Annotated in this window: 25 protein-coding genes; 7 read left to right on the top strand and 18 right to left on the bottom strand. The window is 44.4% G+C overall.

Annotated elements, in window-relative coordinates:
* Nucleotides 1-26: 26 nt before the first annotated feature.
* The 3 genes from pepA (at nt 27) to CWC29_RS01640 (ending at nt 5245) form a co-directional block, all read left to right on the top strand.
* Nucleotides 27-1538, top strand: coding sequence for a leucyl aminopeptidase (pepA, locus tag CWC29_RS01650; RefSeq protein ID WP_099030590.1), 1512 nt, complete (start codon nt 27-29; stop codon nt 1536-1538).
* A 390-nt stretch (nt 1539-1928) separates the two neighbouring features.
* Nucleotides 1929-2375: a DNA polymerase III subunit chi gene (locus tag CWC29_RS01645; protein ID WP_128728651.1), complete on the top strand. Its 447-nt coding sequence runs from the start codon at nt 1929-1931 to the stop codon at nt 2373-2375.
* A 20-nt stretch (nt 2376-2395) separates the two neighbouring features.
* Nucleotides 2396-5245, top strand: a complete 2850-nt coding sequence (locus CWC29_RS01640) for a valine--tRNA ligase (protein ID WP_138524487.1) — start codon at nt 2396-2398, stop codon at nt 5243-5245.
* A 93-nt stretch (nt 5246-5338) separates the two neighbouring features.
* Here CWC29_RS01640 and rpoS read toward each other — a convergent pair whose 3' ends face one another.
* The 10 genes from rpoS to CWC29_RS01590 all read right to left on the bottom strand — a co-directional run bounded on the left by rpoS (nt 5339) and on the right by CWC29_RS01590 (nt 12463).
* The gene (gene rpoS, locus CWC29_RS01635; protein WP_128728653.1) at nt 5339-6319 is read right to left on the bottom strand and encodes an RNA polymerase sigma factor RpoS; all 981 of its coding nucleotides are present in this window, start codon (nt 6317-6319) and stop codon (nt 5339-5341) included.
* 63 nt (nt 6320-6382) lie between these two features.
* Nucleotides 6383-7204, bottom strand: a complete 822-nt coding sequence (locus tag CWC29_RS01630) for a peptidoglycan DD-metalloendopeptidase family protein (protein ID WP_128728654.1) — start codon at nt 7202-7204, stop codon at nt 6383-6385.
* 124 nt (nt 7205-7328) lie between these two features.
* Nucleotides 7329-7967, bottom strand: a complete 639-nt coding sequence (locus tag CWC29_RS01625; protein ID WP_138524489.1) for a protein-L-isoaspartate(D-aspartate) O-methyltransferase — start codon at nt 7965-7967, stop codon at nt 7329-7331.
* Nucleotides 7968-7976: 9 nt separating this feature from the next.
* On the bottom strand, nt 7977-8717 hold the full coding sequence (surE, locus tag CWC29_RS01620) for a 5'/3'-nucleotidase SurE (RefSeq protein ID WP_010377409.1): 741 nt from the start codon (nt 8715-8717) through the stop codon (nt 7977-7979).
* 35 nt (nt 8718-8752) lie between these two features.
* The gene (gene truD, locus CWC29_RS01615) at nt 8753-9790 is read right to left on the bottom strand and encodes a tRNA pseudouridine(13) synthase TruD (RefSeq protein ID WP_138524491.1); all 1038 of its coding nucleotides are present in this window, start codon (nt 9788-9790) and stop codon (nt 8753-8755) included.
* Nucleotides 9787-10263, bottom strand: coding sequence for a 2-C-methyl-D-erythritol 2,4-cyclodiphosphate synthase (gene ispF, locus CWC29_RS01610; protein ID WP_128728657.1), 477 nt, complete (start codon nt 10261-10263; stop codon nt 9787-9789). The genes truD and ispF overlap by 4 nt, the downstream gene beginning before the upstream one ends.
* Nucleotides 10256-10954: a 2-C-methyl-D-erythritol 4-phosphate cytidylyltransferase gene (gene ispD / locus CWC29_RS01605; protein WP_138524493.1), complete on the bottom strand. Its 699-nt coding sequence runs from the start codon at nt 10952-10954 to the stop codon at nt 10256-10258. Before ispD ends, ispF begins: the two co-directional genes overlap by 8 nt.
* Nucleotides 10938-11231, bottom strand: coding sequence for a cell division protein FtsB (gene ftsB / locus CWC29_RS01600; RefSeq protein ID WP_138524495.1), 294 nt, complete (start codon nt 11229-11231; stop codon nt 10938-10940). The genes ispD and ftsB overlap by 17 nt, the downstream gene beginning before the upstream one ends.
* Before the next feature lie 38 nt (nt 11232-11269).
* On the bottom strand, nt 11270-11908 hold the full coding sequence (locus CWC29_RS01595) for a hypothetical protein (protein WP_193554591.1): 639 nt from the start codon (nt 11906-11908) through the stop codon (nt 11270-11272).
* An 84-nt stretch (nt 11909-11992) separates the two neighbouring features.
* The gene (locus CWC29_RS01590; protein WP_128728660.1) at nt 11993-12463 is read right to left on the bottom strand and encodes a DUF2947 domain-containing protein; all 471 of its coding nucleotides are present in this window, start codon (nt 12461-12463) and stop codon (nt 11993-11995) included.
* Between the two features lie 84 nt (nt 12464-12547).
* On the opposite strand from CWC29_RS01590, the gene CWC29_RS01585 reads away from it, so the two are divergent.
* Genes CWC29_RS01585 through CWC29_RS01575 form a run of 3 tightly spaced genes read left to right on the top strand, consistent with a single transcriptional unit; the run spans nt 12548 to nt 14851 of the window.
* On the top strand, nt 12548-12784 hold the full coding sequence (locus CWC29_RS01585) for a DUF1653 domain-containing protein (RefSeq protein WP_128728915.1): 237 nt from the start codon (nt 12548-12550) through the stop codon (nt 12782-12784).
* A gap of 43 nt (nt 12785-12827) precedes the next feature.
* Complete coding sequence (locus CWC29_RS01580; RefSeq protein ID WP_138524497.1) at nt 12828-13664, top strand: AAA family ATPase; 837 nt, start codon at nt 12828-12830, stop codon at nt 13662-13664.
* Between the two features lie 2 nt (nt 13665-13666).
* Nucleotides 13667-14851: a vWA domain-containing protein gene (locus CWC29_RS01575; protein WP_138524499.1), complete on the top strand. Its 1185-nt coding sequence runs from the start codon at nt 13667-13669 to the stop codon at nt 14849-14851.
* A 47-nt stretch (nt 14852-14898) separates the two neighbouring features.
* Here CWC29_RS01575 and CWC29_RS01570 read toward each other — a convergent pair whose 3' ends face one another.
* Complete coding sequence (locus CWC29_RS01570; protein ID WP_010377395.1) at nt 14899-15552, bottom strand: response regulator transcription factor; 654 nt, start codon at nt 15550-15552, stop codon at nt 14899-14901.
* An 86-nt stretch (nt 15553-15638) separates the two neighbouring features.
* Nucleotides 15639-17579 (bottom strand): acetate--CoA ligase, encoded by a 1941-nt coding sequence (gene acs / locus CWC29_RS01565; protein WP_138524501.1) that lies wholly within the window; start codon nt 17577-17579, stop codon nt 15639-15641.
* A 319-nt stretch (nt 17580-17898) separates the two neighbouring features.
* Between acs and CWC29_RS01560 the strand changes: the two genes are divergently transcribed.
* Nucleotides 17899-19059 carry a DcaP family trimeric outer membrane transporter gene (locus CWC29_RS01560; RefSeq protein WP_138524503.1) on the top strand — a complete coding sequence of 387 codons (1161 nt, stop codon included), beginning with the start codon at nt 17899-17901 and terminating at the stop codon, nt 19057-19059.
* A 241-nt stretch (nt 19060-19300) separates the two neighbouring features.
* On the opposite strand, the gene hflC is transcribed toward CWC29_RS01560, so the two are convergent.
* The 6 genes from hflC to mutL all read right to left on the bottom strand — a co-directional run bounded on the left by hflC (nt 19301) and on the right by mutL (nt 25969).
* Entirely contained in the window at nt 19301-20179 is an 879-nt protein-coding gene (gene hflC / locus CWC29_RS01555) for a protease modulator HflC (RefSeq protein WP_026000905.1), read from the bottom strand.
* Nucleotides 20180-20184: 5 nt separating this feature from the next.
* Nucleotides 20185-21360 carry an FtsH protease activity modulator HflK gene (gene hflK / locus CWC29_RS01550; protein ID WP_128728665.1) on the bottom strand — a complete coding sequence of 392 codons (1176 nt, stop codon included), beginning with the start codon at nt 21358-21360 and terminating at the stop codon, nt 20185-20187.
* 92 nt (nt 21361-21452) lie between these two features.
* The gene (gene hflX, locus CWC29_RS01545; protein WP_010605651.1) at nt 21453-22742 is read right to left on the bottom strand and encodes a ribosome rescue GTPase HflX; all 1290 of its coding nucleotides are present in this window, start codon (nt 22740-22742) and stop codon (nt 21453-21455) included.
* Between the two features lie 24 nt (nt 22743-22766).
* Entirely contained in the window at nt 22767-23030 is a 264-nt protein-coding gene (gene hfq, locus CWC29_RS01540) for an RNA chaperone Hfq (protein WP_128728666.1), read from the bottom strand.
* A gap of 76 nt (nt 23031-23106) precedes the next feature.
* Nucleotides 23107-23997 (bottom strand): tRNA (adenosine(37)-N6)-dimethylallyltransferase MiaA, encoded by an 891-nt coding sequence (miaA, locus tag CWC29_RS01535; protein ID WP_209319078.1) that lies wholly within the window; start codon nt 23995-23997, stop codon nt 23107-23109.
* Nucleotides 23998-24103: 106 nt separating this feature from the next.
* Nucleotides 24104-25969 (bottom strand): DNA mismatch repair endonuclease MutL, encoded by a 1866-nt coding sequence (mutL, locus tag CWC29_RS01530; protein ID WP_235956614.1) that lies wholly within the window; start codon nt 25967-25969, stop codon nt 24104-24106.

Raw genomic sequence — 25969 nt, 5'->3', positions numbered from 1 at the left:
GACATGACAAAGACTCAGGAGTCGCAATGGAATTCAGCGTTAAAAGTGGTAGTCCAGAGAAACAGCGTAGCGCATGTATTGTTGTAGGTGTATACGAGCCACGCCGTCTCTCACCAATTGGTGAACAGCTGGATAAAATAAGCGAAGGCTATATCTCAAATTTACTTAGACGTGGTGATCTTGAAGGCAAACCAGGACAAGTTCTACTTCTTCACCATGTACCAAATGTATTAAGCGAACGCGTTTTGTTAGTGGGTTGTGGTAAGGAAAGAGAGCTCGACGATAAACAATACAAACAAATTATCTCCAAGACCATCAATACGCTAAATGAAACTGGCTCAATGGAAGCGGTATGTTTCCTGACTGAGCAACATGTTAAAGGTCGTGATACTTACTGGAAAGTTCGCCAAGCGGTCGAGACCACACAAGATTGCCTATATACTTTTAATCAGCTAAAAAGCAAAAAGAGCGAGGCTAGACGCCCGCTACGTAAAATCGTCTTTAACGTACCAACACGTCGTGAATTAACAATAGGTGAGAGCGCGATTGAGCACGGTCTTGCTATCGCAGCAGGCAGTAAACTGTGTAAAGACGTTGCGAATATGCCACCAAATATCTGCAACCCTCGTTATCTGGGCGAGCAAGCACAACAGCTGGCTGAAGACTTTGATAACGTTACGGTTAATCTTGTTGGTGAACAAGAAATGGAAGAGTTAGGTATGCACTCATACCTAGCGGTTGGTCGTGGTAGTCGCAACGAGTCAGTGATGTCGGTTATCCACTATAACGGTGGTGATGAAGGCCAAGCACCAATCGTATTCGTAGGTAAAGGCTTAACATTTGACTCGGGTGGTATTTCTATCAAGCCTGGCGAAGCGATGGATGAAATGAAATACGACATGGGCGGAGCCGCGGGTGTACTTGGCTTAATGCGAGCCATCGTACAAATGCAACTACCACTTAATGTGATTGGTGTTTTAGCAGGCTGCGAAAATATGCCTGGGGGCGATGCTTACCGTCCGGGCGATATTTTAACCACTATGTCAGGTCAAACCGTTGAAGTACTCAATACGGATGCCGAAGGACGCTTAGTACTGTGTGATGCACTCACTTACGTTGAAGCATTCGAGCCAGAAACTGTTGTCGATGTTGCGACACTGACTGGGGCATGTATTGTTGCGCTTGGTAGCCATGCGACAGGTTTATTATCTAACCATAACCCGCTTGCCCATGATTTGCTAAAAGCGTCAGAACAAAGTGGCGACAGAGCGTGGCAACTGCCACTTTGGGATGATTATCAAGAACAACTTGAGAGCCCATTTGCTGACTTTACGAACTTAGGTGGTCGCGCAGCTGGCACAATTACAGCCGCATGTTTCTTGTCCAAGTTTACGAAAAAGTACAACTGGGCGCATTTAGACATTGCAGGTACTGCATGGCGCAGCGGTAAGAACAAAGGCGCTACAGGTCGTCCTGTTCCTATGCTGATGCAATATTTACTTAACCGCGCCAATATCACGGACGCACAGCAAGATTAATAGTCCAGTCGCGACTCATAATAAGTATAGGTCGTGACATAAAGTCGCTGCTACACAAGGTTCAACCAAACCGTAGCAGCGGGTTTTTCACACGACTATATTCAGCGCCAAATTAAGACGACAAAACAACTAAACTACCTCAGCAAGCGCTTCCTAGCACTTGCCATATTTTATTCTTCTTCTCTTGCTTCTTGATTGATGGTATTGCCTTTATATGGCAGAATACAGGCTTATTTATGTGCATTTAAGTGGCGCTATATTTAGTTTTAAACTAAGCCGCGCATACTGATTTTCTTCGTTTACGCTATCACGGTAAATAAGATTACAGATATTGAGCAGCTGTGGAGCCTGTGGCAAACCTCGGTACTCCTCGCAATTGGTATTATTATCATGACTATCAAAGCGCGCTTTTACGTGTTAAAACAAAACGATGAGCCGGAGATTAGCGTTCCGGCTCATTTTGATCTGGCAGCACAAACTGCGGCGAGCTTATATCAAGCTGGACACCGTATCTTTGTTAACGTCGATAATACTGACGACGCTCATTTATTCGATGAGCACCTTTGGTGTTTTGACGCAGACAGATTTGTGCCCCACAACTTACAAGGCGAAGGCCCCAAAGGCGGCGCACCAGTGGAAATTGGCACTATGCCTCCTGCTGCTCGTCGCCCCGTGCTCATTAATCTGGCTCGGGTCGTCCCTGACTTTATTCGTCGCTTTGAACAGGTGATAGATTTTGTGCCTGTTGAAGCCAGCGCTAAGCAAGCCGCGCGAGAACGCTTTAAGCAACTTCGTGCACTTGGCGCAACAATTTCCACTGAAGACATTGAGAAATAGCATTTTTAGGGTTCTGTGTAATGGATAAAACCTACAATCCACAAGATATTGAACAGTCTTTGTATCAAGACTGGGAGTCAAATGGCTACTTTAAGCCATCAGGCAATGGTGACGCATACTCGATTATGATCCCACCGCCGAATGTCACAGGTAGTCTACACATGGGCCACGCGTTCCAAGACACTATCATGGACACTTTGATCCGCTACCAGCGTATGAAAGGTAAGAACACGCTATGGCAAGTGGGCACCGACCACGCAGGTATTGCAACTCAGATGGTGGTTGAGCGTAAGCTTGCAGCCGAAGAAGGTAAATCACGCCATGATTTAGGCCGTGACGAATTCATCAATAAAATCTGGGAATGGAAAGACCAATCAGGTGGCACAATTACTAAACAGTTACGCCGCTTAGGTGCATCTGTAGATTGGGATAGAGAACGTTTTACGATGGATGACGGCCTGTCTGAAGCGGTAAAAGAAGTATTCGTTCGCCTATATCAAGATGACTTAATCTACCGTGGTAAGCGCCTAGTTAACTGGGATCCTAAATTACACACTGCGATTTCTGATTTAGAAGTTGAGAATAAAGACAAGCAGGGCCACATGTGGAATTTGCGCTATCCACTTGCGGATGGCGTAACCACCAAAGATGGTAAAGACTACATTATCGTAGCAACCACTCGCCCAGAAACCATGCTAGGTGACACTGGTGTTGCGGTAAACCCGGATGATGAACGTTACCAAGACTTAATTGGTAAAGAAATTCTACTTCCTATCGTCAATCGTCGCATTCCTATCGTTGCTGATGAACATGCAGATATGGAAAAAGGCACGGGCTGCGTAAAAATCACGCCAGCACACGACTTTAACGATAACGAAGTTGGTAAGCGCCATGAGCTGCCAATGATCAACGTGTTCAACAAAGACGCAGCAGTTCTGAATACGGGTGAGTGCTTTACTTTTGATGGTAAGCCACTTGAAGCGATGGATGCCCCAATTCCAGAGCGTTTCCACGGCCTTGACCGTTTCGATGCGCGTAAGCAAATCGTTGACGAGTTTGAGCAGCTTGGTCTACTTGAGAAAATCGACGATCACAGTCTAACCGTTCCTTACGGTGACCGCTCTGGCGTAGTTATCGAGCCACTACTTACCGATCAGTGGTATGTTCGCGTAGCTCCTCTTGCAGAGCCTGCGGTAAAAGCGGTAGAAGATGGTGATATTCAATTCGTACCTAAGCAATACGAGAACATGTACTTCTCTTGGATGCGTGATGTTCAAGACTGGTGTATTTCCCGTCAGCTTTGGTGGGGCCACAGGATCCCAGCTTGGTATGATAATGAAGGTAATGTATATGTTGGCCGTGACGAAGCAGAAGTTCGTCAAAACCATAACCTTGATGCAAGCGTAGTACTTACACAAGATGAAGACGTACTAGACACTTGGTTCTCTTCAGCACTGTGGACTTTCTCAACATTAGGTTGGCCTGAAAACACAGAAGATCTAAAGGTATTCCACCCTTCAGATACCTTGGTTACTGGTTTCGACATTATTTTCTTCTGGGTAGCTCGCATGATCATGATGACCATGCACTTCATCAAAGATGAAGATGGTAAACCTCAAGTTCCATTTAAGACCGTTTATGTGACTGGCCTTATTCGCGATGAAAATGGCGATAAGATGTCTAAGTCCAAGGGTAACGTGTTAGACCCACTAGACATGATTGACGGTATCGATCTTGAGAGTCTAGTGACTAAACGTACGGGCAACATGATGCAGCCACAACTTGCTGCAAAAATTGAGAAAAACACGCGCAAAACATTTGTCGATGGTATTGAAGCACACGGTACTGACGCGTTGCGTTTCACTCTTGCAGCAATGGCGTCAACGGGACGTGATATCAACTGGGATATGAACCGTCTTGAAGGTTACCGTAACTTCTGCAACAAGCTTTGGAATGCTAGCCGTTATGTATTGATGAACACAGAAGAACAAGACTGCGGCTTCAACGATAACGAAAAAGTGTATTCTCTAGCGGATCGTTGGATTTTAGGCCAATTCCAAAATACAGTTAAGGTGTTCTCTGAGCACTTGGACAACTATCGTTTTGACCTTGCGGCAAACACCATTTATGAGTTCACATGGAACCAATTCTGTGACTGGTATCTAGAGCTAACTAAACCAATTCTATTTAAAGGCAATGAAGCGCAGCAGCGTGGTACACGCCATACGCTTATCACCGTGTTGGAAGGCTTACTTCGTTTGATGCACCCACTAATGCCTTATATAACAGAGACAATTTGGCAACGTGTAGCACCAATCGCAGGGGTCGAAGCGAAGACAATTATGCTTGAAGCGTTCCCTGTATTCGACGAAAGCAAAGTTGATGCGCAAGCGATGGCTGACCTTGAGTGGGTGAAGCAATTTATTATCGCTATCCGTAACATTCGTGGTGAAATGGATATCAGCCCAAGTAAGCCGTTAAACGTGCTACTTACTGGTGCAAGCGAAGATGACAAACGTCGTCTAGAAGAAAACCAAGCTTTCTTAAGCGCATTAGCGAAACTGGAAACGGTAGACTTACTCGCAAGCAAAGACGAAGCACCAGCTTGTGCAACTGCATTTATTGGCGACCTTGAGATTATGATCCCAATGGCAGGCCTGATTGATGTTGAAGCAGAACTTGCGCGTATTGCTAAGCAGCTTGAAAAAGCAGAAAAAGGTCTTGAGCAGGTTGAGAAAAAACTTGCGAACGAAAAGTTTGTAAGCAATGCACCTGAAGCAGTACTTGCTAAAGAGAAAGCAAAATTAGCTGAGTTTAGCGATGCAAAAACGAAGCTACTTGAACAAAAAGCCAAGATAGAAAGCTTATAATCGCTTTCTATCTTGGCTGGTTTTATACCATTTCGAAAATTAAAAAAAGCCGCATATTGCGGCTTTTTTTTAATGAGTAAATTGGTATGAGATTTACTGTTGCTCAAATAGGCTATCGGTACTTAACCCTTCGTGTTGTAAAATGTCTTTTAAGCGTCTCAACGCCTCAACTTGAATTTGTCTTACACGCTCTCTCGTTAGCCCGATTTCGCGACCAACATCCTCAAGCGTAGACGGTTCATAACCAAGCAAGCCAAAGCGTCGCGCTAGCACTTCTCGCTGTTTTGGATTTAACTCTCCCAACCAATCAACAATGTGTTTGTTAATATCGTTGCTCTGCACTTCGGTTTCTGGACCACCGCCTTTTTCATCCGCGATAATATCCAGCAGTGCTTTGTCATTTTCACCACCAATAGGCGTATCAACCGAAGTGATCTTTTCATTTAGACGGAGCATCTTACTGACTTCTTCGACGGGTCTGTCGAGACATTCAGCGATTTCTTCTGCGGTAGGTTCATGATCTAGCTTTTGTGTCAATTCACGTGCGGTACGCAGGTAAACGTTAAGCTCTTTGACAACATGAATAGGCAAACGAATGGTACGAGTTTGGTTCATGATCGCGCGTTCGATGGTTTGGCGGATCCACCAAGTTGCATAAGTAGAAAATCTAAATCCACGTTCCGGATCAAACTTTTCCACCGCTCGGATAAGACCTAAATTACCTTCTTCAATAAGGTCAAGTAATGCCAAGCCGCGGTTGTTATAACGTCGAGCGATTTTAACCACTAATCTCAAGTTACTCTCTATCATCCGTTTACGAGAGGCTTCACAACCTTTTAATGCTTTGCGCGCGAAGTAAACTTCTTCTTCTGCACTAAGCAGTGGGGAAAATCCAATTTCACCTAAATAGAGTTGAGTGGCGTCTAAGTTTTTAACCACCTCATCTTTGGCAAAAACTTCTTCATTTTCTTCAAGATCTTCAAGTAGTTCGTCTTTCGGCTCGTCAATATTTTCGTCGTCGAGCGTGTCTAACTCTGGAGTTGATTTCGTAGGTAATTTTGCAGTGTGAGCCATAAGTATTCTCCCCAAGCGAATAAAAGTAAGGGTACTCGAACCAATCGATGTACTCGCATTACTTTATGGCAAGTATTTTGCCGGGTTTACAGCTTGACCTTTAAAACGGATCTCAAACCTAAGTGCCGTTTTAGAAGCATCTGTACTACCCATTTCGGCAATTTTATCCCCAACTTTAACTTTTTGCTGTTCTCTGACGAGTAACTTAGCGTTGTGGGCATACGCACTTAGATAATCATCTGTATGTTTCAAAATGATTAAATTACCATACCCACGCAACGCACTCCCTGCATATACCACTACACCGCCAGCAGCAGCCTTAACTGAAGTACCCGGCTTATTAGAGATCTCCAATCCCTTATAACCATTTTCTTTAATGGAAAACTGACGAGTCACCTTGCCTTCAGCAGGCCATTTCCATAGTACCTTATTATTATACAAAGCCTTGGTACTACTAGATTTTTGTGTGGCTTGCCTTTGAACATACTCTCGTTGATTTGGCTTATCAAGCTCTTTTTTGGATGTTTTGTTACTTTTTTGTTTTAAAGACTGAGACTTGTGGTTTACTTTCGTGTATTTTGTGTTCTTTTTGTTTTTATTTCTGGGATACTCTAAGCGTATAACCTGATCCGGGTAAATAGTGTACGGAGGCTTAATTTTATTGATTTTCGCGAGTGTTCTTACATCTTTATTAGCGCTAAAAGCAATTGCAAATAAAGTATCGCCTTTTTTTACTTTGTAACTGCTCCCGTTAATATTAATTTTATGTGTCGAACTGGTCTTACCAGAGTGTAAAGTTGTTACAGGTGCAGGCGTATGATTTGATGAGCAGGCAACAAGCAGGCCGCTTAAACAAATCGATATGATGACCTGAGACTTGTGCATTACTTATATTTTCCAGTGCTACTATCAACGACTATCATATCAATCTAACTTAATTTTGCTTGGTTTTCACATTTTACTGGAAAAAATAGTTATATTTTATGGAGTTGTTTTTAAAGCCTGTAAATTAACCGACTTCGCCAGCAACTAAAGGCACAAAGCGTACCGGTGCTAGGGCGTGGCGAATAAACTGCTCGCCCTGTTTAACAAACAAGGTGAGTGTTTGTGCTTCAACCCCGATGGGAATGACCATGGCACCGCCTTCTTCTAGTTGCGCCAACAACTCATCTGGAACTGATTGTGCAGCGGCTGTAACAATGATCCCAGCAAAGGGCGCTTTTGAAGCCCAGCCTTTCCAACCGTCTCCATGTTTCATCGTCACATTGTATAAGTCCAGCAAATGCAGCCTTCTGCGCGCTTGCCACTGCAGCGACTTGATCCGTTCAATGCTAAAGACCTGCTCAAACACTTGCGCAAGCACGGCGGTCTGATAACCAGAGCCCGTACCCACTTCCAATATGCGCCCCTTAACACCCACTTGCTTTAACACTTCAGTCATTTTTGCGACGATAAAAGGTTGAGATATCGTTTGCCCTTGGCCGATAGGGAGTGCTGTATTTTCATATGACTTATGTTTAAGCACTTCATCGACAAACATATGCCTAGGCGTGTTTGCGATGGCATTGAGTACCATTTTATCTTCTACGCCTTGCTGTTTTAGCAGTTCCACCAGCGCGTTGGCACTGCCCTGATAATTATTCAGCACATACGCCTCTTAAGATAACCAGCTCGCCACGGCATCTAAGCTCTCATAAGCCGTCATATCTACCTTGAGCGGTGTGATAGCGGCATAACCGTTGTTTACAGCATGAAAATCCGTGCCTTCACCAGCGTCACTTTCATGACCTAACGTGCCATACCAGTAAACACTTCGACCCCACGGGTCTATTTGTTCGGTCATGGTATCCGCTTTATGGCGTGAGCCTAATCGAGTGACTTTGATCCCTTTTAAGTCACTTAATGGAATATCAGGGACGTTGATATTAATGATTTGGTCTTTTGGTAGCGGGTGGTTTGCAAGCTTTTTAATGATCTCTACCGTGACATGTGCTGCCGTTTCGTAGTGGGCTTCATTTTTAGAGCAAAGAGAAACGGCAATCGCAGGTAAGCCCACATGTCGACCTTCAGTGGCCGCCGCAACAGTACCTGAATACAGCGTATCATCGCCAAGGTTAGCGCCATTGTTGATCCCTGCAACGACTAAATCCGGCAATTCATCCATCAGTTTGTTCACTCCAAGGTGAACACAGTCGGTTGGCGTGCCATTCACGGAGATAAAACCATTATCTAGCGTAGTCGCTCTGAGTGGGTTTAATAAGGTTAATGAGTTACTCGCACCGCTACAATTTCTATCTGGACCAATGACGGTTACGTCCGCGATTTGTGATAACGCTTGATACAAGATAGCAATGCCCTTGGCGTGAACACCATCGTCATTACTCAATAGGATCTTCATATTTCACCTCTTTTTCTTGTTAGACAATGAGTATCTCACTGCTGTATCGACTCTTCATGTTTATTAAACTTTTTACTGGCATCTTTATGATTAACAAGCTCTCTGAGCAGCGCCGTGGCAAAAGTTCCTTTTGGTAAACTGAATTCAAGGGTTAGCGTACTGTCGTCAGCCATACTCACCTTTAGCGCTTCGGGTATTAATCTAAGCGCTCTACGCTCATTTTTCATCCCAAATTCTGCCAATCCTTCGTGCCATTTAGCAAAAGGTGCCAACCATTCACGCTCTTGCGGCAATAAGCCCCTTTCACCTTTACCAACCAATGGCGCCGAAAGCAAAATATCGCCATTCAGTAACCGCTCGATGAGTTCGCAATCAATCTCTGAGTCAAAAAAGGCGTTACTACCGCTCAGTAAAAAGATTTCACGGTGCCAAGTCGTTGCCAAACCATGCTCTGCCACGCGGCGACTGACGACTTCGTTGAACAGATGAGAGCGAGCGGCTGAAAGCACCAGCCCTCGGAGCTTTTTATCGCGGATCTTTTCACCGTCAAATAACCTATCTGCCATGGCTAAGTTGTGGCCATCATGACCAAAACGTTGTTCTCCAAAATAATTAGGAACCCCTTGGCGTACAGCATTAATACGCGACAGAATATCAAGTGGAGCAGTCACGTTTCTGAGGGTAATGGCAAAACGATTACCCTTATGACAACCTGTTTTTAACTTTCGATTGTGCCGTATTTGTTGCACCACAAAAATAGAGTCACTATTTAATGCACTAAAATCTGTCGACTTTTTAATTGGCACCGGCACACTAAACCACTGCGTACAAACACCGTGTCTGTCTTTAATCCCAGCATAGCTGACATCTCGCGGTGAAATTTGGGCAAATTCTGCAAGCTTTTTAGCGACAAATGCGGTGTTTTCTCCCTTTTTAATGATCTGCAAACAAACGTGCTCACCTTCACCAGTAAAAGGAATATCTAAAATTTCTTCTACTCTAAAGTCTTCTGGTTGTGACTTATAATCGCCGTCAGATAACGGTTTGCCATAAAGATAATTGAGTGTCTTCATGCTTTTACCAATAGCACCACGGCATGGCTTGAGATCCCTTCTTTACGTCCTTCAAAGCCCAGTTTTTCGGTGGTGGTTGCTTTAACATTAACTTGGTCTAGCTGCGCTTCACAATCCGCAGCAAGATTACCGCGCATCGCATCAATATGCGGTCGCATTTTTGGTGCTTGTGCGACAATCGTGACGTCGATATTGCCTATTTGATAGCCAAGCGCTTTCACTTGTTCCATCACGCGGCGTAATAAAATACGACTGTCGATATTTTCAAATTCACTCGCGGTATCAGGAAAGTGCTTACCAATATCTCCCAGCGCAAGCGCACCCAACAAGGCGTCACACAAAGCATGAATTGCCACATCACCATCGGAATGAGCAATAAAGCCCTGTTCGTAAGGAATTTTTTCCCCACAAATCGTCAATGGGCCGGCTCCACCAAATTTATGAACATCAAATCCGTGGCCAATTCTAATCATGCTGTTTACCTTGTTGTTGAATTATAAACTCCGCCAGAGGTAAATCCTCCGGAGTGGTGATCTTAATATTATCTGTGCGTGCGGCTATCAACTGAACTGGTTTTTTTTGTAATTCCATCGCTGATGCTTCATCTGTAACATTGGCGCCTTGCGCTAACCCAAGCTCCAATGCCGCCAATAACTCTTCATACTTAAACATTTGCGGTGTGAAAGCCTGCCATAGAGACTCTCTTGGCACCGTTTTTTGCACCAATTCAGTACCACATTTAATCGTATCTTTAACTTTGGCAGCCAGTATGCCACCTTGTCCTTCATTAACACACTTTGCTATCAAGTGATGAATATCTTCAAGCGCTACTAAAGGTCGAGCCGCATCATGAACTAACACCCAATCAGGGCGACTTGGTGCCAACGCTTTTAGCGCCAGTAAAACCGAGTCGGCACGTTCTTGTCCACCTTCACAGTGGCTAAAACGGCTATCAGGCAGTAACGCCGATGAAAAATATCCATCTTCTTTGGAAACGGCGACCATAAATTGATCGACGCACTCAAGTCCAGCTAGTTTTTCCAGTGTGTGTACTAAAATCGGTTTGCCTAATAGTGGAATATATTGTTTAGGCATCTGCGCCTGCATACGGCTGCCAACCCCAGCAGCTGGGATGACGACTGCAAGTTTATCGTTTCTTTTCATGAGGTACTTTCGGTAATACACGGATAAAAGTTTCGCCAGGTTTAATCATGCCAAGTTCATGACGGGCACGCTCCTCAACTCCTTCAAGGCCGAGCTTTAAATCTTCGATATCCGCTTTTAATAATTTATTTCGTTTACTGAGATTAGCATTGGTTTCTTGGTGCGATTTAACCACGGATTTTATCCGAGTGTAGTCCTCCACGCCGTTGTGGCCGAACCAAAGTCTGTACTGAATAAATAGCGCTAAACCCAACAGCGCAAACTGAAAAAATCGCATTGCTTAATCCAAACTTCTGTTTTTTGAGTCGATTAGGATCACTGACTCATTTTTGTTTTTTGTACTTGTGGCCAATTAATTGAACTGGCAAGTAGCATTTCTCTTAGTGTCAGCCTTCGTGGTACTACCGCTTTGCCAAAATGCCAAGAGTGGCCACAACAGGCTGCGACCATTAACGCTTTAGTCGGCTTGAGCAATTGTACACGCGCTTCATCACTTGCTTGTAAGCTATTGCCATTAACACTAAACCAGCCAAATTGGTTGCAGTGCAATTTGTCAGCCTCACCCACTTGGTCGACACTGTCGAGCCTAACCGTTGTCCCTGTCGGTTCTGCGTATAGCACAGGAACCACCAGCCCTACTTTCACCTTAGTAGTAAAAAATGCTGCGTTGGCAGCCTCATCACATTTAGGCTGTGATTTTTGCTTAGCTAACCAACATCCATTAAAACTATCTAGCTCAAGCGGGACATCACCATGAATAATATGTGTGGCCGCGCGCTCAACATAATACGGCAGGCTGTTTAACAAACGCTGAAGGCGAGTATGATCGGAGAGTTCAGCAAGTTTCGGCAACTCTCTGGCATAAAATACGTTTACAAGCTCGGCAAATACAAGGCGAGATGCTTCGTCATACCAGATTGTATTTTGCTGTTGCTCCAAAACGCCTCCCGTCAATGCAATCTACTTTAGTAGACTGGTGTACATCCTTTATACACTAGCCATGTTTCAAATCAAAGCAAACTGCTCTGTTGTACTTGCTTACGGCTTGGTTCCTAATTTTGCTTGCCCCTCAGCCATAAATTGTACTACTGAACTGCGTTTTTTTCCTATTAAGAAACTACCGTCAGTCAAAAACATAAAGTTCTGCCAACATCGCTTAAATACATCAAAGCGGGTCTCGATCACATCATCTCGAGAGAGACAAAAATACACGGTGGTATTAGCTTGCCAATCAAGAAATTGCTCGATAATTTCAGGAAACGCTTCTCCTGCTTCCCACGGCTGCTCCCAATTGAGGGTCTCTTGCCATGAGTCCGCTTTACCAACCCAGTCTGTTTTATCAAAGAAATCAGGGTGATCTTTTTCGTTGCTTATCATAGTGCTCCAAAGCACCGCAGCACGCGCCGCTGACATTGGTTTTATCAATGCCAGGTCAGATTCTTCGATTGGAAGATCTTTATGTTTGAAAACCCAAGCTTTCTTATAATCGTCCAGCGCAATATAATTCATCTTTAAACACCTTCAGTCTTAATGGCACGGATTATAACATTTCAGCCCGTCACGTACGGCTTTTATTTTTTGGAGCTTGAATTAGTGGATATCACACCTGGAATTTACCGCCACTACAAAGGAAAACTTTATCGTGTGCATGCTTTGGCAACGCACAGTGAAACGCAAGAGAAGCAAGTGGTTTATCAAACCTTATATGGAGATATGAGCTTTTGGGTTCGACCACTTGAAATGTTTTTAGAAGACGTTACGGTCGAAGGCGAAGCGGTGCCTCGCTTCACCTTAATCGAAACCGAAGCAGGGTTGGCAGCGAAAAGCTGATTGTGGCAAGATGAGCCTATCTCATCTGACCACAAGAAGTTGAATTATGTTTAAAGGTACTGATCAATATATTGCTACCTCTGCACTACAACAGGCCGTGAATGCGGCCATCGTTTTAGAAAAACCACTCCTAATTAAAGGTGAACCTGGCACAGGCAAGACCTTACTCGCCGAAGAACTGGCAAAAAGTTTAGATACAGAGCTAATCCAATGGCATATAAAGTCAACCACCAAAGCCCAGCAAGGCCTGTACGAATACGATGCGGTCTCGCGTTTGCGCGACAGCCAGCTTGGCGATCCTCGCGTTAACGACGTTGGCAATTACATCATCAAAGGAAAATTATGGCAGGCGTTTACCGCCACAAAACGTCCCGTTTTGCTCATTGATGAAATCGACAAAGCTGATATTGAATTTCCCAATGATCTACTGTTAGAACTCGATAAAATGGAGTTTCATGTCTACGAAACTAACGAGCAAGTAAAGGCAAAGGTGCGCCCTATCGTTATTATTACTTCAAATAATGAAAAAGAGCTACCAGATGCCTTTTTACGCCGCTGCTTTTTCCACTACATCGATTTTCCAAACAAAGAAGAGATGCAGCAAATTGTAGACGTACATTTTCCACATATTAAAGCGAATTTAGTACAACGAGCACTCGAAAGCTTTTTCCAATTACGCGACACACCAAACCTAAAGAAAAAGCCAAGTACGAGTGAGCTACTCGACTGGTTAAAACTATTATTAGCGGAAGATATTTCCCCTGACAAGTTGCATGACAAATCTAACCAAGGTGGCCTAATGCCGTTATTTGGTGCGCTACTTAAAAACGAGCAAGATGTTTCTTTGGTTGAGAAACTCGCCTTTATGAGCCGCCGCTGATCATGCTCATAGATTTTGTGCTCACCCTTAGGCGTTACGGTATCAAAGCGAGCCTGCGCGAATTACTAGACTGTCTAGAGGCGCTGGATAAAGAAGTTTGCTTTGCCGATCTAGACGGTTTTTACTTTTTGGCAAAAACCATCTTCGTCAAAGATGAAACCTTGTTTGATAAATTCGACCGTGCGTTTGCTGATTACTTTGAGGGAATAGAATCAATAGACCTCTTCTCACAACTTCAACAGCAGCAATTACCAGAGGATTGGTTGCGTAAAGAGTTTGAGAAATCGCTGTCTGAAGAAGAAAAAGCCAAATTGAACGCCATGGGAGGACTCGATAAGCTCCTTGAAACGCTAAAAGAACGCTTGGCAGAACAACAAAAACGTCACGCAGGCGGCAATAAGTGGGTTGGTACAGGTGGCACTTCGCCTTTTGGCGCTTACGGCTATAATCCTGAAGGAATACGTATTGGCCAAGATGGAAACCGCCATCGCAGAGCAGTAAAAGTCTGGGATAAACGTCAGTATCGTAATCTTGACAGTAATACCGACATCAGCAGCCGTAATATTAAGCTCGCACTCAAGCAGTTGCGTAAATTTGCACGCAGCGGAGCAAGTGATCAGCTCGACCTTAATGAAACCATTCGCGCTACCGCAAGACAAGGCGGCATGTTAGATGTGAAAATGGCTCCTGAGCGACATAACTCAGTGAAGGTATTGATGCTGTTTGATATTGGCGGCTCTATGGATGACCATATCCAGCTTTGCGAACAACTATTCAGTGCCGCACACAGTGAATTTAAGCACCTTGAGTTTTTTTACTTTCATAATTGTGTGTACGAGCATGTTTGGCACGATAATAACCGTCGTGACAGCGAATTGCTTGATACTTATCAGCTAATTAACCGATACGGCTCAGACTATCGACTAATATTTGTTGGTGACGCGACAATGGGTCCCTATGAAATCACCTATCCCGGCGGTAGCGTAGAGCATTGGAATCAAGAAGCAGGTGCTACTTGGCTGAATCGTTTAACCAATCACTTTAGTAAGGTGGCTTGGCTTAACCCTCAGCCGCAAAGCTATTGGTCTTATTACCATTCGATAGAGCTAATAAATCAACTAATGCAAGACCGAATGTATCCGCTAACAATAGAGGGACTAAGTCAGGCGTTTAAAGAGTTAAGCTAAAGCAGTGCTGCTTGCAAGGTAAGCACCTTGCAAGCAATGATGCGAAGTTAGTCATTCGCTTCGATAGGTTCTAGTTGTAGTTTTGAAGCAATCAATACGGCTTGAGTACGATTATAGACACCCAACTTTCTGAAGATAGCGGTGATATGTGCTTTCACCGTTGCCTCTGAAATATTTAGCTCGTAGGCAATTTGCTTATTCAGCAAGCCTTCGTGTAAATATTGCAGCACTTTATATTGTTGCGGTGTGAGCGAGGCCACTTGCTGAGCAAGTTCTTTGTCTTCACCTTCAAGTTCAGCCACTTTGTCTTTCATGCCTTCTGGCAACCACGTGTCACCTTCGAGCACTTGCTCTATGGCTTCGGTAATTTGTTCTACTGACGCCGCTTTTGGGATAAAACCCATCGCGCCGTATCCCATCACTTTAGAGATGATAGAAAGATCTTCGCTTCCCGAAACCACAACAACTGGAAGACTTGGATGATCCTCACGGATCCGAATTAGTCCATATAAATCACCATTGCCCGGCATATGTAAATCGAGCAGGAGTAGGTCTAGTTCTTCTTGTTGTTGTAAGACCGAGAGCGTAGTGTCAAAGTTTTCAGATTCGAATACCTCTAGTCCTTCAAACTGCGCTTTTAGAGCCCCCTTAAGCGCCTCTCGAAATAGAGGATGATCATCCGCGATTAAAAACTGATACATGCTATGCTCCTAAAAAATCGGCTGTTATCGTAAAGATAACAGCCGTTATAGTATGTTTATATTAGGTCGCAATTCAAGTTATTCAGTTAACGATTCAATCTATTCTCGATTAATTCATCAACCACACTTGGATCGGCAAGTGTAGAAGTATCCCCTAACTGTTGATACTCGTTGGCTGCAATCTTACGCAAAATACGGCGCATGATTTTACCAGAACGGGTTTTAGGTAAGCCTGGAGACCATTGGATCATGTCAGGGGTTGCAATTGGGCTTAGCTCTTTACGCACCCAATTTCTCACCTCTTTAGTTAACTCGTCAGATACCGCTACTCCTTCATTTGGCGTGATATAGACATAGATCCCTTGCCCTTTAATATCGTGTGGATAGCCCACCACAGCCGCTTCAGCAACCGCTTCGTGAGCGACTAACGCACTTTCAATTTCAGCAGTACCGAGGCGGTGGCCTGAAACGTTAAGTACATCATCCACACGACCGGTGATCCAGTAGTAACCGTCTTCATCACGGCGACAACCATCGCCCGTAAAATAAACGCCCGGATAAGCCGAGAAGTACGTTTGTTCAAAGCGCTCATGGTCGCCATAAACCGTACGAGCTTGTGAAGGCCAGCTATCCAAAATCACCAGATTACCTTCGGTTGCGCCTGTGAGCGTATTACCTTCCGCATCAAATAGTGCAGGAGCAATACCAAAGAATGGACGGGTCGCAGAACCCGGCTTAAGTGCAGTAGCGCCAGGCAGTGGCGTGATCATGATGCCACCAGTTTCGGTTTGCCACCAAGTATCGACGATAGGACAATCGCTATTACCAATTTGTTCGTAATACCAAGACCAAGCCTCTGGATTAATTGGCTCACCGACCGAGCCCAAGATACGTAAACTATCGCGCTTAGAACTTGCAGTCGGCTCGTCACCTTTCGCCATCAAAGCACGGATCGCGGTAGGAGCAGTATAAAGGATAGTCACACCATGTTTATCAACAATTTCACCCATACGCCCAGACGTTGGATAGGTTGGCACGCCTTCGAATACAACTTGAGTACAACCATTCACAAGTGGACCATAGGCAATATAACTATGACCTGTGATCCAACCCACATCCGCGCTACACCAGTAAATATCATCTTCTTGCAGATCGAATACATACTCATGGGTCATTGATGCATACACTAGGTATCCACCTGTAGTATGAACTACCCCTTTAGGCTGACCGGTAGAGCCCGAGGTATAAAGAATAAAGAGCGGATCTTCCGCATTCATCATTTCAGGTTCACATTCAGCAGGTTTATCAGCAACTAATTCATGCCACCATACGTCGTGAGTATTCCATTCAACATCGCCACCAGTTAACTGATGCACAACCACATGGTCGATAGTAGTGACGCCAGCTTGCGCTACCGCCTCATCAACATTTGCCTTAAGCGGCACACAATTACCACCGCGACGGCCTTCATCTGAAGTGATCACCACTTTAGCACCAGAATCTTTAATACGATCTGCAATCGCTGAAGGTGAAAAGCCACCAAACACAACGGAATGGATAGCACCAATTCTTGCACAGGCCTGCATGGCATAAATTGCTTGTGGAGTCATCGGCATGTAAATAGCGACGCGATCACCCTTTGCAACTCCTAGGCTCTTAAGGCCATTAGCAAGCTTTGCGACTTCATCATGTAGCTGTTGGTAGGTAATATTTTCTGTTTGTTCTGGGTTATCACCTTCCCAAATCAAGGCGATTTTATCGGCGCGCTTTTCGAGGTGTCTATCGATACAGTTATAAGAGGCATTTAGTACGCCGTCTTCATACCATTTAATATTGATATGGCCTTTGTCGAATGAGGTATTTTTAACTTTACTGTAGGGTTTGAACCAATCTAAACGTTGACCGTGCTCTTTCCAAAATTCTGCGGGGTCATCAATCGACTTTTGATATAGTTCTTGATATTGCTCGTCGTTGATTAATGCTGCGTTCTTGATTTTTTCAGGAACTGGATAAATGCTCTGTGACATAGTCATCTCCATTATATTTAGAGGTCTAGGTCTGCTAGACACGCTTTTCCTAAGGATCACTCAGCCTTGGGTGTTTAAGTATTAGACCTTAGTTGTAGAACACCTGCAAACGTAAAAGTTTCATACAACTTACCGATTGTACCTAATTTAATACAAACGTTATGATCGCCTTATCCTCCACTCATTTACCGTATGCCACCTTAGTCTAATAGACCAATAGGTAATTGAGTAAAAACCAACCTTAAACAACAGTTAGTGATGATTAAAATGAATATCGGCTGCTGCCAACTTCAAAGCACAGCTATTGAGGAACTGAATTATGACAACGAATAATATTAATAAAAAACTGCTCGCGGTTGCTATCAGTAGTCTCTGCGCTCTCCCTGCCACCGCAGCTGAAATTGGCGATACCAAAGTCAATTATGGTGGCTATATCAAGCTTGATGGCATTTGGAGTGACTTTTCTGACGGCGCATTGGGTGCACAAAATATCGGCCGAGATTTTTACGTCCCAGGCACTACGCCTGTCGGGGTTAATTCCGATAGCGATGCTGTATTTGATATGCATGCTCGTCAATCTCGCTTTAATTTAGCCACTGATACTAAGCTGGATGATGGCAGTAGTATCAAAACTAAGATTGAACTGGACTTTATCGCTTCGGTCGGTGGCAATGAGCGCGTCAGTAACTCTTACTCGCCACGTGTACGCCAAGCTTTTGTGACCTATAAAGGCTTCTTGTTTGGTCAAGCTTGGTCAAACTTTCAAAATGTTAGTGCACTACCAGAGACTTTAGACTTCGTCGGCCCAGCTGAAGGTACCGTTTTCGTACGTCAAGCCATGGCAAAGTACACCAAGGGAAACTGGTCTTTTTCTATTGAAAATCCAGAAAGCACGGTTACCACTGCAGATAGTGGCCGCGTCGTCACAGATGACGCTAGCATGCCTGATTTCACAGCACGGTACACACACAAAGCAGATTGGGGTCATATTGCGGTAGCAGCACTTGCACGCCAAATTACCTATAAAGTCGGTGGAGCCGATGAGTCTGAAAGTTCATTTGGGGTCAGTGCATCCGGCCGTGTTAATTTCGGTGACAATAACTTGAAGTTTATGCTGACACAAGGTCAAGGGCTTGGTCGTTACGTAGGCCTAAACGTCGCTAATGGCGCGGTATATGATGGTAACTCGTTACATGCAATTGATTCGACATCGGGCTTCATCGCTTATCAACATAGCTGGAACGACCAGTTCCGCTCAACATTCTTATACTCATTCTTTAATGCTGATAACGAAAGCGATTTGTTGGCGATAACTGGCGACCCGACAAAATCAAGTATGAGTTACAGCGCAAATTTACTTTATTCACCCGTGAAAAAACTTACTTTTGGTGCTGAATATAAGATGGGTACTCGGGAAACAGAAAGTGGCCTTGAAGGTGATTTAGACAGACTACAACTTTCAGTGAAGTACGTGTTTTAAGGGTTTGTTATTTTAATAGGCTACTACCAATTCACTTCCTAACTGCGGCCTATTGGCCGCTTTTTTATTGTTGGTCGCGATGTGCTTTTTCGAGGCATAAAGTCGCTGCTACGGTGTGTTTTTTGCGGTATGAAAGATCGCGGCTACTCATGGGATTTCATCGTCTAGCGTTGTGACCATATTGCGCCAAAAAAAACCCCGCTGGCTGGCGGGGTTTTACAATCATATAAAAAGCATCATCTTATTGAGCTTTTGCATCCTTCATATAATCAAAGAACTTGCTGTCCGGTGATAACACCATAACGTCATTCTTGTCTTTAAAGGTATTTTTATATGCTTCAAGCGAACGAACAAACCCGAAAAACTCAGGGTCTTTATTATATGCTTTAGCGTAAATGTTTGCCGCCGTTGCATCACCTTGACCGCGAACCGCACGAGCGTTACGCTCAGCATCTGCAAGCATAACTGTCACTCGACGATCAACATCAGCACGGATAGTCTCTGCCTTCTCTTGACCTTCTGAACGGTGCTCTTTCGCCACAGCCTGACGCTCCGCACGCATACGCTGGTAGATTGAGCTGCTTACTTCGTTAGGCAAGTTAATCTGCTTAACACGGACATCCAGCACTTCAATCCCAAGCTCACTCGCACTTTCCGACGCTTGAACTAGTGCTTCTTCCATTAGCTCGCTACGTTCACCCGATACTATCTCTTTGATAGTACGAGAACCGAAGTTTGTTCTTAGACCGTTGTTAACCTTTTGCTTAAGTAGCGTTTCCGCATACTGCTTATCACCACGCGCACGTAGGTAATAAGCGCTAAAGTCATTCACGCGCCACTTCACGTAAGAATCCACGATTAGATCTTTCTTCTCGCTCGTTACGAAACGATCAGGTTGACCATCTAAGGTTTGGATACGTGCGTCTAATTTACGTACTTGGCTAAAGAAAGGAACTTTCAGATGAAGGCCTGGTTCATATACCAACGCATCGCCATTCTCATCTTTTTGTACCTTGCTAAATAGCAATACAATCGCTCTTTGACCTTCGTTTACTACAAAGATACCAGAGAAAGACATGATCACGGCAGTGACTAATAGAAGTAGACTAAAATTCTTCATCTTGATTATCTCCCGTTACCAAATCTGTCGCGATTAAATCTATCGCCGCCTGAATTGACAGAACTATTTTGCTGTTGAGTACCTTCAATCGTTCTACGAAGCTGCTCAATGTCGCTCTGATTTGGCAAACGTACTGGTGACGAAGTGTTACTATGGGATTGCATAATCTTATCAAGTGGTAGATATAGCATGTTATTACCACCTTCAACATCAACCAATACCTTTGAGCTACGGCCCAAGATCTGCTCCATTGCATCAATATATAAACGTTTACGCGTTACTTCTTTTGCCGCTTGATACTCTGGCAGTAACTTCTCAAAACGCTCTACTTCACCTCGAGATTCAAGGATAATACGCTCGCGATAAGCTTCTGCTTCTTGCGTCATACGAGTCACTTGACCACGCGCACGCGGTTCAATTTCCCTTGCATAAGCTTCTGCTTCACGAATGAAACGCTCTTCATCTTCTTGTGCAGCAATCGCATCATCAAATGCGTCTTTTACTTCTGCTGGCGGACGAGAATCTTTAAAGTTAACGTCAGTAACAATTAAACCAAGGTTATATGGTTCAATAATACTGTTTAGCTCTTCCCAAGTGCGCTGACGAACCACTTCACGACCCGTAGTTAACACTTGGTCCATGCGAGAATGACCTACAACGTAACGCAGAGCACTGTCTAGCGCTTGTTGTAAGCTGTGATCAGCATCGGTCACACTGAAACGATAAAGCGTTGGATCTACAACACGATATTGCACTTCAAACTCAACGCTCACGACGTTTTCGTCTTCCGTAAGCATAAAGCCTGAAGCCGACAATGAACGCACCGCTTCAATATCTACAGGAATAACACGTTCGATGAACGTGGCTTTCCAACGCAGACCCGGCTCAGCAATACGGTCAAACTTACCAAATTGCAACACGATGCCGCGTTCAGCCTCTTTTACCGTGTAAATACCACTTAGCGCCCATACGATGGCTGCGATAATAAGTATAAAGACGAAACCAGCACCGCCTAATCCGCCATTACCACCTTTCCCCGGCTTACCGCCGAAAATACCACCGAATTTATTACCAAATTTACGGAATACTTCATCTAGATCAGGTGGGCCTTGATCCCGCCCCCCGCGGTTTTTCCACGGATCGTTATCATTGCCATTATTACCCGGTTCGTTCCAGGCCATAGCTATACTCCATTGTTATTTAAATGAATTAGGTTAAATCTAACAAAATTCGAGCGACTCTCATATAAAAATACGCTCGAAATTGACGATTTTTAACTACCAACGACCAAATCATTGAGATTTCGCCCGAATTCCTTATTGAGCTTTTCCCATTCGATTTTTGGCATTCTTACCGAAACAAGCCAATTGCCTTGCTCGTCGTAGCCTTTTTCATCCACGGCATTGAGCTCAAATAGTGCACCTCGTAAGCGCCCAAGCGCGGGAGGTACGGCAAGCTCAGCCGTGAAAACGGTTTTTGCCAACAACTCTTTAACGGCGTCGAATAACAACGAAATCCCTTCTCCAGAGTGGGCACTTAACCACACTCTGATCGGTTTTCCTTCATCGTCCCTATCTATTCTAGGCGCAACTTCGTCCATTAGATCAATTTTGTTGTAGACTAAAAGTTGAGGAATGTCATTGGCTTCAATTTCCTCTAGAACCAATTGTACCTGTTCTATATTTTCTTTTCTTCTCGGATCTGCAACATCAATGACATGAAGCTGTAAATCCGCTTCACGAGTCTCTGTTAAAGTCGCCTTAAATGCTGCTACCAAGTCATGAGGTAAATGGCGAATAAAACCTACTGTATCTGCTAAGATAACGGGGCCAACATCATCAATTTCTATCTTTCTTAGCGTAGGGTCCAGCGTTGCGAATAGTTGGTCCGCAGCATAAACATCGGCATCCGTAATTTTGTTAAACAGCGTCGATTTCCCCGCATTAGTGTAACCTACCAGAGAAACAGTTGGGATCTCATTGCGACTACGCGCTCGACGCCCTTGCTCACGCACAACGGCTACCTTGTCTAATCGTTTACGAATACTCTTAATTCGCTCTCTTAGTAACCGTCTATCGGTTTCTAATTGGGTTTCACCCGGACCACGTAAGCCGATCCCCCCTTTTTGCCTTTCTAAGTGCGTCCATCCTCGAATTAAGCGCGTAGAGATATGCCTTAGCTGAGCAAGCTCAACCTGCAATTTACCTTCGTGGGTACGGGCTCTTTGCGCGAAAATATCTAAGATCAGCGTTGTCCTATCTAACACTCGGCACTTACAAACGCGTTCTAAATTGCGCTCTTGTGAGGGACTGAGTTGGTGGTTAAATATGATGACATCTGCGTTGTGGATGTTGACAATCTCGGCAATTTCTTCAGCTTTACCCGTTCCGACAAACAACTTTGCATGTGGTGCTTGACGGCTGCCTTGCACAACCGCCACACTACTAACACCAGCAGAAGAAACTAGCATTTCCAATTCACGTAGATCTTCGCGATCTCCTTCGTGTGGAAATTCTATATGAACCAAGACTGCCTGTTCGCCGGCTTCATAACGGTCAAACAAGCATTAAGCTCCTACTAATAAGAATTAATAATTACCTTCTTCACTTTGGTCGCCCGCTTCACTTCCTGTTGCATTTTGGAAGTTAACCGCACGAGCTGGAACCACAGTGGAGATGGCGTGTTTGTAAACCATTTGGTTTACTGTGTTTTCAAGCAAAATCACAAATTGGTCAAATGACTGGATCTTGCCCTGTAATTTAATGCCATTCACTAAAAAAATTGAGACAGGAATGCGCTCACGACGCAAGACATTCAAAAATGGGTCTTGTAAAGATTGGCCTTTTGCCATTTTCTTATCCTTCGTTTTAGGTGTTATTATGTCAGGTCGTTGATTTAATCAGAACACGCTGATTTAACAACTACTATTAGCTTAGCGAAGTTAGAACACGTTGCAAGTTTTCTTGACTATCGGTGTCAAGCCAAGTCACATCTTGCCACCCCCTCAGCCAAGTTAATTGCCGCTTCGCCAGTTGTCTGGTCGCTGCGACGCCTTTGAAAACCATTTCGTTATAATCGCACTCGCCAGCTAAATACTCCCACATTTGCCGATATCCGACACAGCGAATAGAAGGCAAATCAGGGTGTAAATCTTTACGTTGATATAAGGCCAAAACTTCATTTTTAAAGCCTTCATCCAACATTATTTCAAATCTTTTCTCTATACGTTCATGCAAGACTTTTCGGTCACTTGGTGCAATCGCAAATTGATGAAATTGATACGGCAATGCATCCTGTTTGCTTTGCTGCAATTGAGTCATCGTTTTACCACTAATACGATAAACTTCCAAAGCGCGGTTTATGCGCTGCGAGTCGTTTTCGCTGATTTTAGCCGCGGCTTCTGGGTCAATTTCTTTTAACTGTTGATGCAATGCAGGCCAACCCTTTTGTTCAGCCTCGCGCTCCAATATCGCCCTGATTTCGACATCAGCCTCTGGTAATGGCGACAGGCCTTCAATCAAGCCTTTAAAGTACATCATCGTGCCACCCACTAAAATTGGCACCTTGCCACGCTGATGAAAATCATCAATTAGTTTAATAGCATCAGCACGAAACTCAGCAACCGAATAGCTTTGTGCAGGGTCAATAATATCAATTAGGTGATGTGGTGCCTTTGCTTGCTCTTGTGCGCTCGGCTTTGCCGTACCGATATCCATCCCTTTGTACACTAACGCCGAGTCTACACTGATGATTTCGGTATTTAACGCTTGGCATAACTCTATGGCCAATGCGGTTTTACCCGCTGCTGTCGGCCCCATAAGGGTAATGACAGGTAACTTGTTCACATCTAACCTACTAATAAACTGCACTAATCTCGTATTATAGCTGATAGTACATGGTAATTAATACCTACTTAGGCACGAATTACTGCGAACTTAAAAAACTGACCAACTTCTGGGTATCAATTGTAACTGCACTTTTATGAATACGAGCCAAACATGAGGCTTTCGAAAGTAATTTTTCTTTAACTAAATCAAAATGCTGGCTATCGAAATAGCTACTTGGTGTTGAGACTTCTAACCACTGTAACCAATCTTGGAGTTCAGCATCTGAGCTTGGTTCCATCATTTGCTTAGAAATTTCACCAACATCTATGCTATAGAGCGACACAGGCAATTTTTTAACTAAAATATGGCCATCAAAAATTTCAATCGCAAACCCTAAAATTGCCAACCAAGTTTCACGCTGCTGTAATGCTTCCAGTACGGCTTTATCTAACTTGATGCGCACAGGTAACAACAGCGCTTTGCCTTGCAGTGTGCCATCTTGTTCAATTTGCATCTGCCAATATGGCAATAGTCCCTGCCTACAATCACCAAACAACAACTGATTGTCTTGCTCAAGCATAACTTTGCCTTGTGGCAACAACATCCAGCTAGATTTACTGGCGGATATCGGGACGCTACTTACTTCACTTGGCGGTAATGCACCTTCTTCAACTTTATCGAAGTGCTGCATTTGTTGGTGTGATAGCCCTTGATAGAGCTGGTTCACATTGACCTGCTTTTTGCCACAGCCTGTTGCACCGCCATAATTACTTCGACCACTACTTGAGGCTGCTCTTGATGCTTCAGAACGCTCGCCAAAGGCACTTGGAGCCGAATAGGCCTGCGCTTGTGTTTCGGGCTGTAGGGTTGAACGATAACTTTGATGATAGGTTTCATCTACCTGTTCTTGAGGCGTAAATAATGGCGAGGTGGTATCAGGTCCTTGAGTCTCAGTCTCGATTGTACAAGGTAGATCAATTTGTTCCGTCGCGACCTGCTTTATTGCTTGTACAATAAAATCGTGAACCAAGCGCGCTTGATGAAAACGAACTTCGTGTTTCGCTGGGTGGACGTTAACGTCAACTTGTCTCGGGTCTAATTCAAGATATATGACAAAACCGGGGAGATCTTCATGCCCGATTGATTCATCAAATGCTTGACGAATCGCATGCAAGATGAGCTTATCTCGCATCATACGACCATTTACGTAGGTATATTGTGTGCCGTTGTTCACCCCCGCAGGTAACACCCAACCAAATAACCTCAGTCCCTCATGCCCTGAGTCAATAAAGCTTGCTTGCTGTAAGAATGCTTTACCGCCAACTTGCGCAACTCGCTCAACCCCTTTTTCAATAGTGCGTGGGCGATATTGACGAACCACCTTTTGGTTATGAGTGAGCGTGATGGCAACATCAAAACGACTCAATGCAATGCGCTTAACCAATTCATCAATATGGCTAAACTCGGTTTTTTCGGTGCGTAAAAACTTCCTGCGCGCAGGCGTGTTGAAAAACAGATCTTTGACTTCAATGGTGGTGCCATCTGGATGCGCGGTAGGTTGAACCTGCACAGCCATATCTCGCCCTTCAGCGAAAGCTTGCCAAGCAGTTTCTTGCGCTTGCGGCTTAGAGCTCAGAGTCAGCCGCGATACTGAACTGATGGATGCCAGCGCCTCACCTCGAAAGCCAAGCGAAGCAATACATTCCAGATCGTCCAAACTTTTCAGTTTACTTGTCGCGTGGCGAGACAACGCCAACATCAGCTCGTCTTTAACAATACCAATACCGTTATCACGGATCCGAATGAGCTTGTGCCCTCCACGCTCAATATCTATTTGAATGCGCGTCGCACCAGCATCAATACTGTTTTCCACCAGCTCTTTCACAACGGACGCTGGCCGCTCCACCACCTCACCGGCAGCGATTTGGTTGGCCAACCGAGCTGGAAGTATTTCTATCGTCAT

Origin of the sequence: Pseudoalteromonas galatheae, from assembly GCF_005886105.2 — a bacterium.
GTDB lineage: Bacteria > Pseudomonadota > Gammaproteobacteria > Enterobacterales > Alteromonadaceae > Pseudoalteromonas > Pseudoalteromonas galatheae.
This window is presented reverse-complemented; position numbering and strand designations above follow the sequence as displayed.

What these genes read in the sequence shown, in the direction of transcription:
- pepA (WP_099030590.1), top strand. Translation starts at nt 27, where the DNA reads ATGGAATTCAGCGTTAAAAGTGGTAGTCCAGAGAAACAGCGTAGCGCA.
- CWC29_RS01645 (WP_128728651.1), top strand. Translation starts at nt 1,929, where the DNA reads ATGACTATCAAAGCGCGCTTTTACGTGTTAAAACAAAACGATGAGCCG.
- CWC29_RS01640 (WP_138524487.1), top strand. Translation starts at nt 2,396, where the DNA reads ATGGATAAAACCTACAATCCACAAGATATTGAACAGTCTTTGTATCAA.
- rpoS (WP_128728653.1), bottom strand. Translation starts at nt 6,319, where the DNA reads ATGGCTCACACTGCAAAATTACCTACGAAATCAACTCCAGAGTTAGAC.
- CWC29_RS01630 (WP_128728654.1), bottom strand. Translation starts at nt 7,204, where the DNA reads ATGCACAAGTCTCAGGTCATCATATCGATTTGTTTAAGCGGCCTGCTT.
- surE (WP_010377409.1), bottom strand. Translation starts at nt 8,717, where the DNA reads ATGAAGATCCTATTGAGTAATGACGATGGTGTTCACGCCAAGGGCATT.
- truD (WP_138524491.1), bottom strand. Translation starts at nt 9,790, where the DNA reads ATGAAGACACTCAATTATCTTTATGGCAAACCGTTATCTGACGGCGAT.
- ispF (WP_128728657.1), bottom strand. Translation starts at nt 10,263, where the DNA reads ATGATTAGAATTGGCCACGGATTTGATGTTCATAAATTTGGTGGAGCC.
- ispD (WP_138524493.1), bottom strand. Translation starts at nt 10,954, where the DNA reads ATGAAAAGAAACGATAAACTTGCAGTCGTCATCCCAGCTGCTGGGGTT.
- ftsB (WP_138524495.1), bottom strand. Translation starts at nt 11,231, where the DNA reads ATGCGATTTTTTCAGTTTGCGCTGTTGGGTTTAGCGCTATTTATTCAG.
- CWC29_RS01590 (WP_128728660.1), bottom strand. Translation starts at nt 12,463, where the DNA reads ATGAATTATATTGCGCTGGACGATTATAAGAAAGCTTGGGTTTTCAAA.
- CWC29_RS01575 (WP_138524499.1), top strand. Translation starts at nt 13,667, where the DNA reads ATGCTCATAGATTTTGTGCTCACCCTTAGGCGTTACGGTATCAAAGCG.
- CWC29_RS01570 (WP_010377395.1), bottom strand. Translation starts at nt 15,552, where the DNA reads ATGTATCAGTTTTTAATCGCGGATGATCATCCTCTATTTCGAGAGGCG.
- acs (WP_138524501.1), bottom strand. Translation starts at nt 17,579, where the DNA reads ATGTCACAGAGCATTTATCCAGTTCCTGAAAAAATCAAGAACGCAGCA.
- CWC29_RS01560 (WP_138524503.1), top strand. Translation starts at nt 17,899, where the DNA reads ATGACAACGAATAATATTAATAAAAAACTGCTCGCGGTTGCTATCAGT.
- hflC (WP_026000905.1), bottom strand. Translation starts at nt 20,179, where the DNA reads ATGAAGAATTTTAGTCTACTTCTATTAGTCACTGCCGTGATCATGTCT.
- hflK (WP_128728665.1), bottom strand. Translation starts at nt 21,360, where the DNA reads ATGGCCTGGAACGAACCGGGTAATAATGGCAATGATAACGATCCGTGG.
- hfq (WP_128728666.1), bottom strand. Translation starts at nt 23,030, where the DNA reads ATGGCAAAAGGCCAATCTTTACAAGACCCATTTTTGAATGTCTTGCGT.
- miaA (WP_209319078.1), bottom strand. Translation starts at nt 23,997, where the DNA reads ATGGGGCCGACAGCAGCGGGTAAAACCGCATTGGCCATAGAGTTATGC.
- mutL (WP_235956614.1), bottom strand. Translation starts at nt 25,969, where the DNA reads ATGACGATAGAAATACTTCCAGCTCGGTTGGCCAACCAAATCGCTGCC.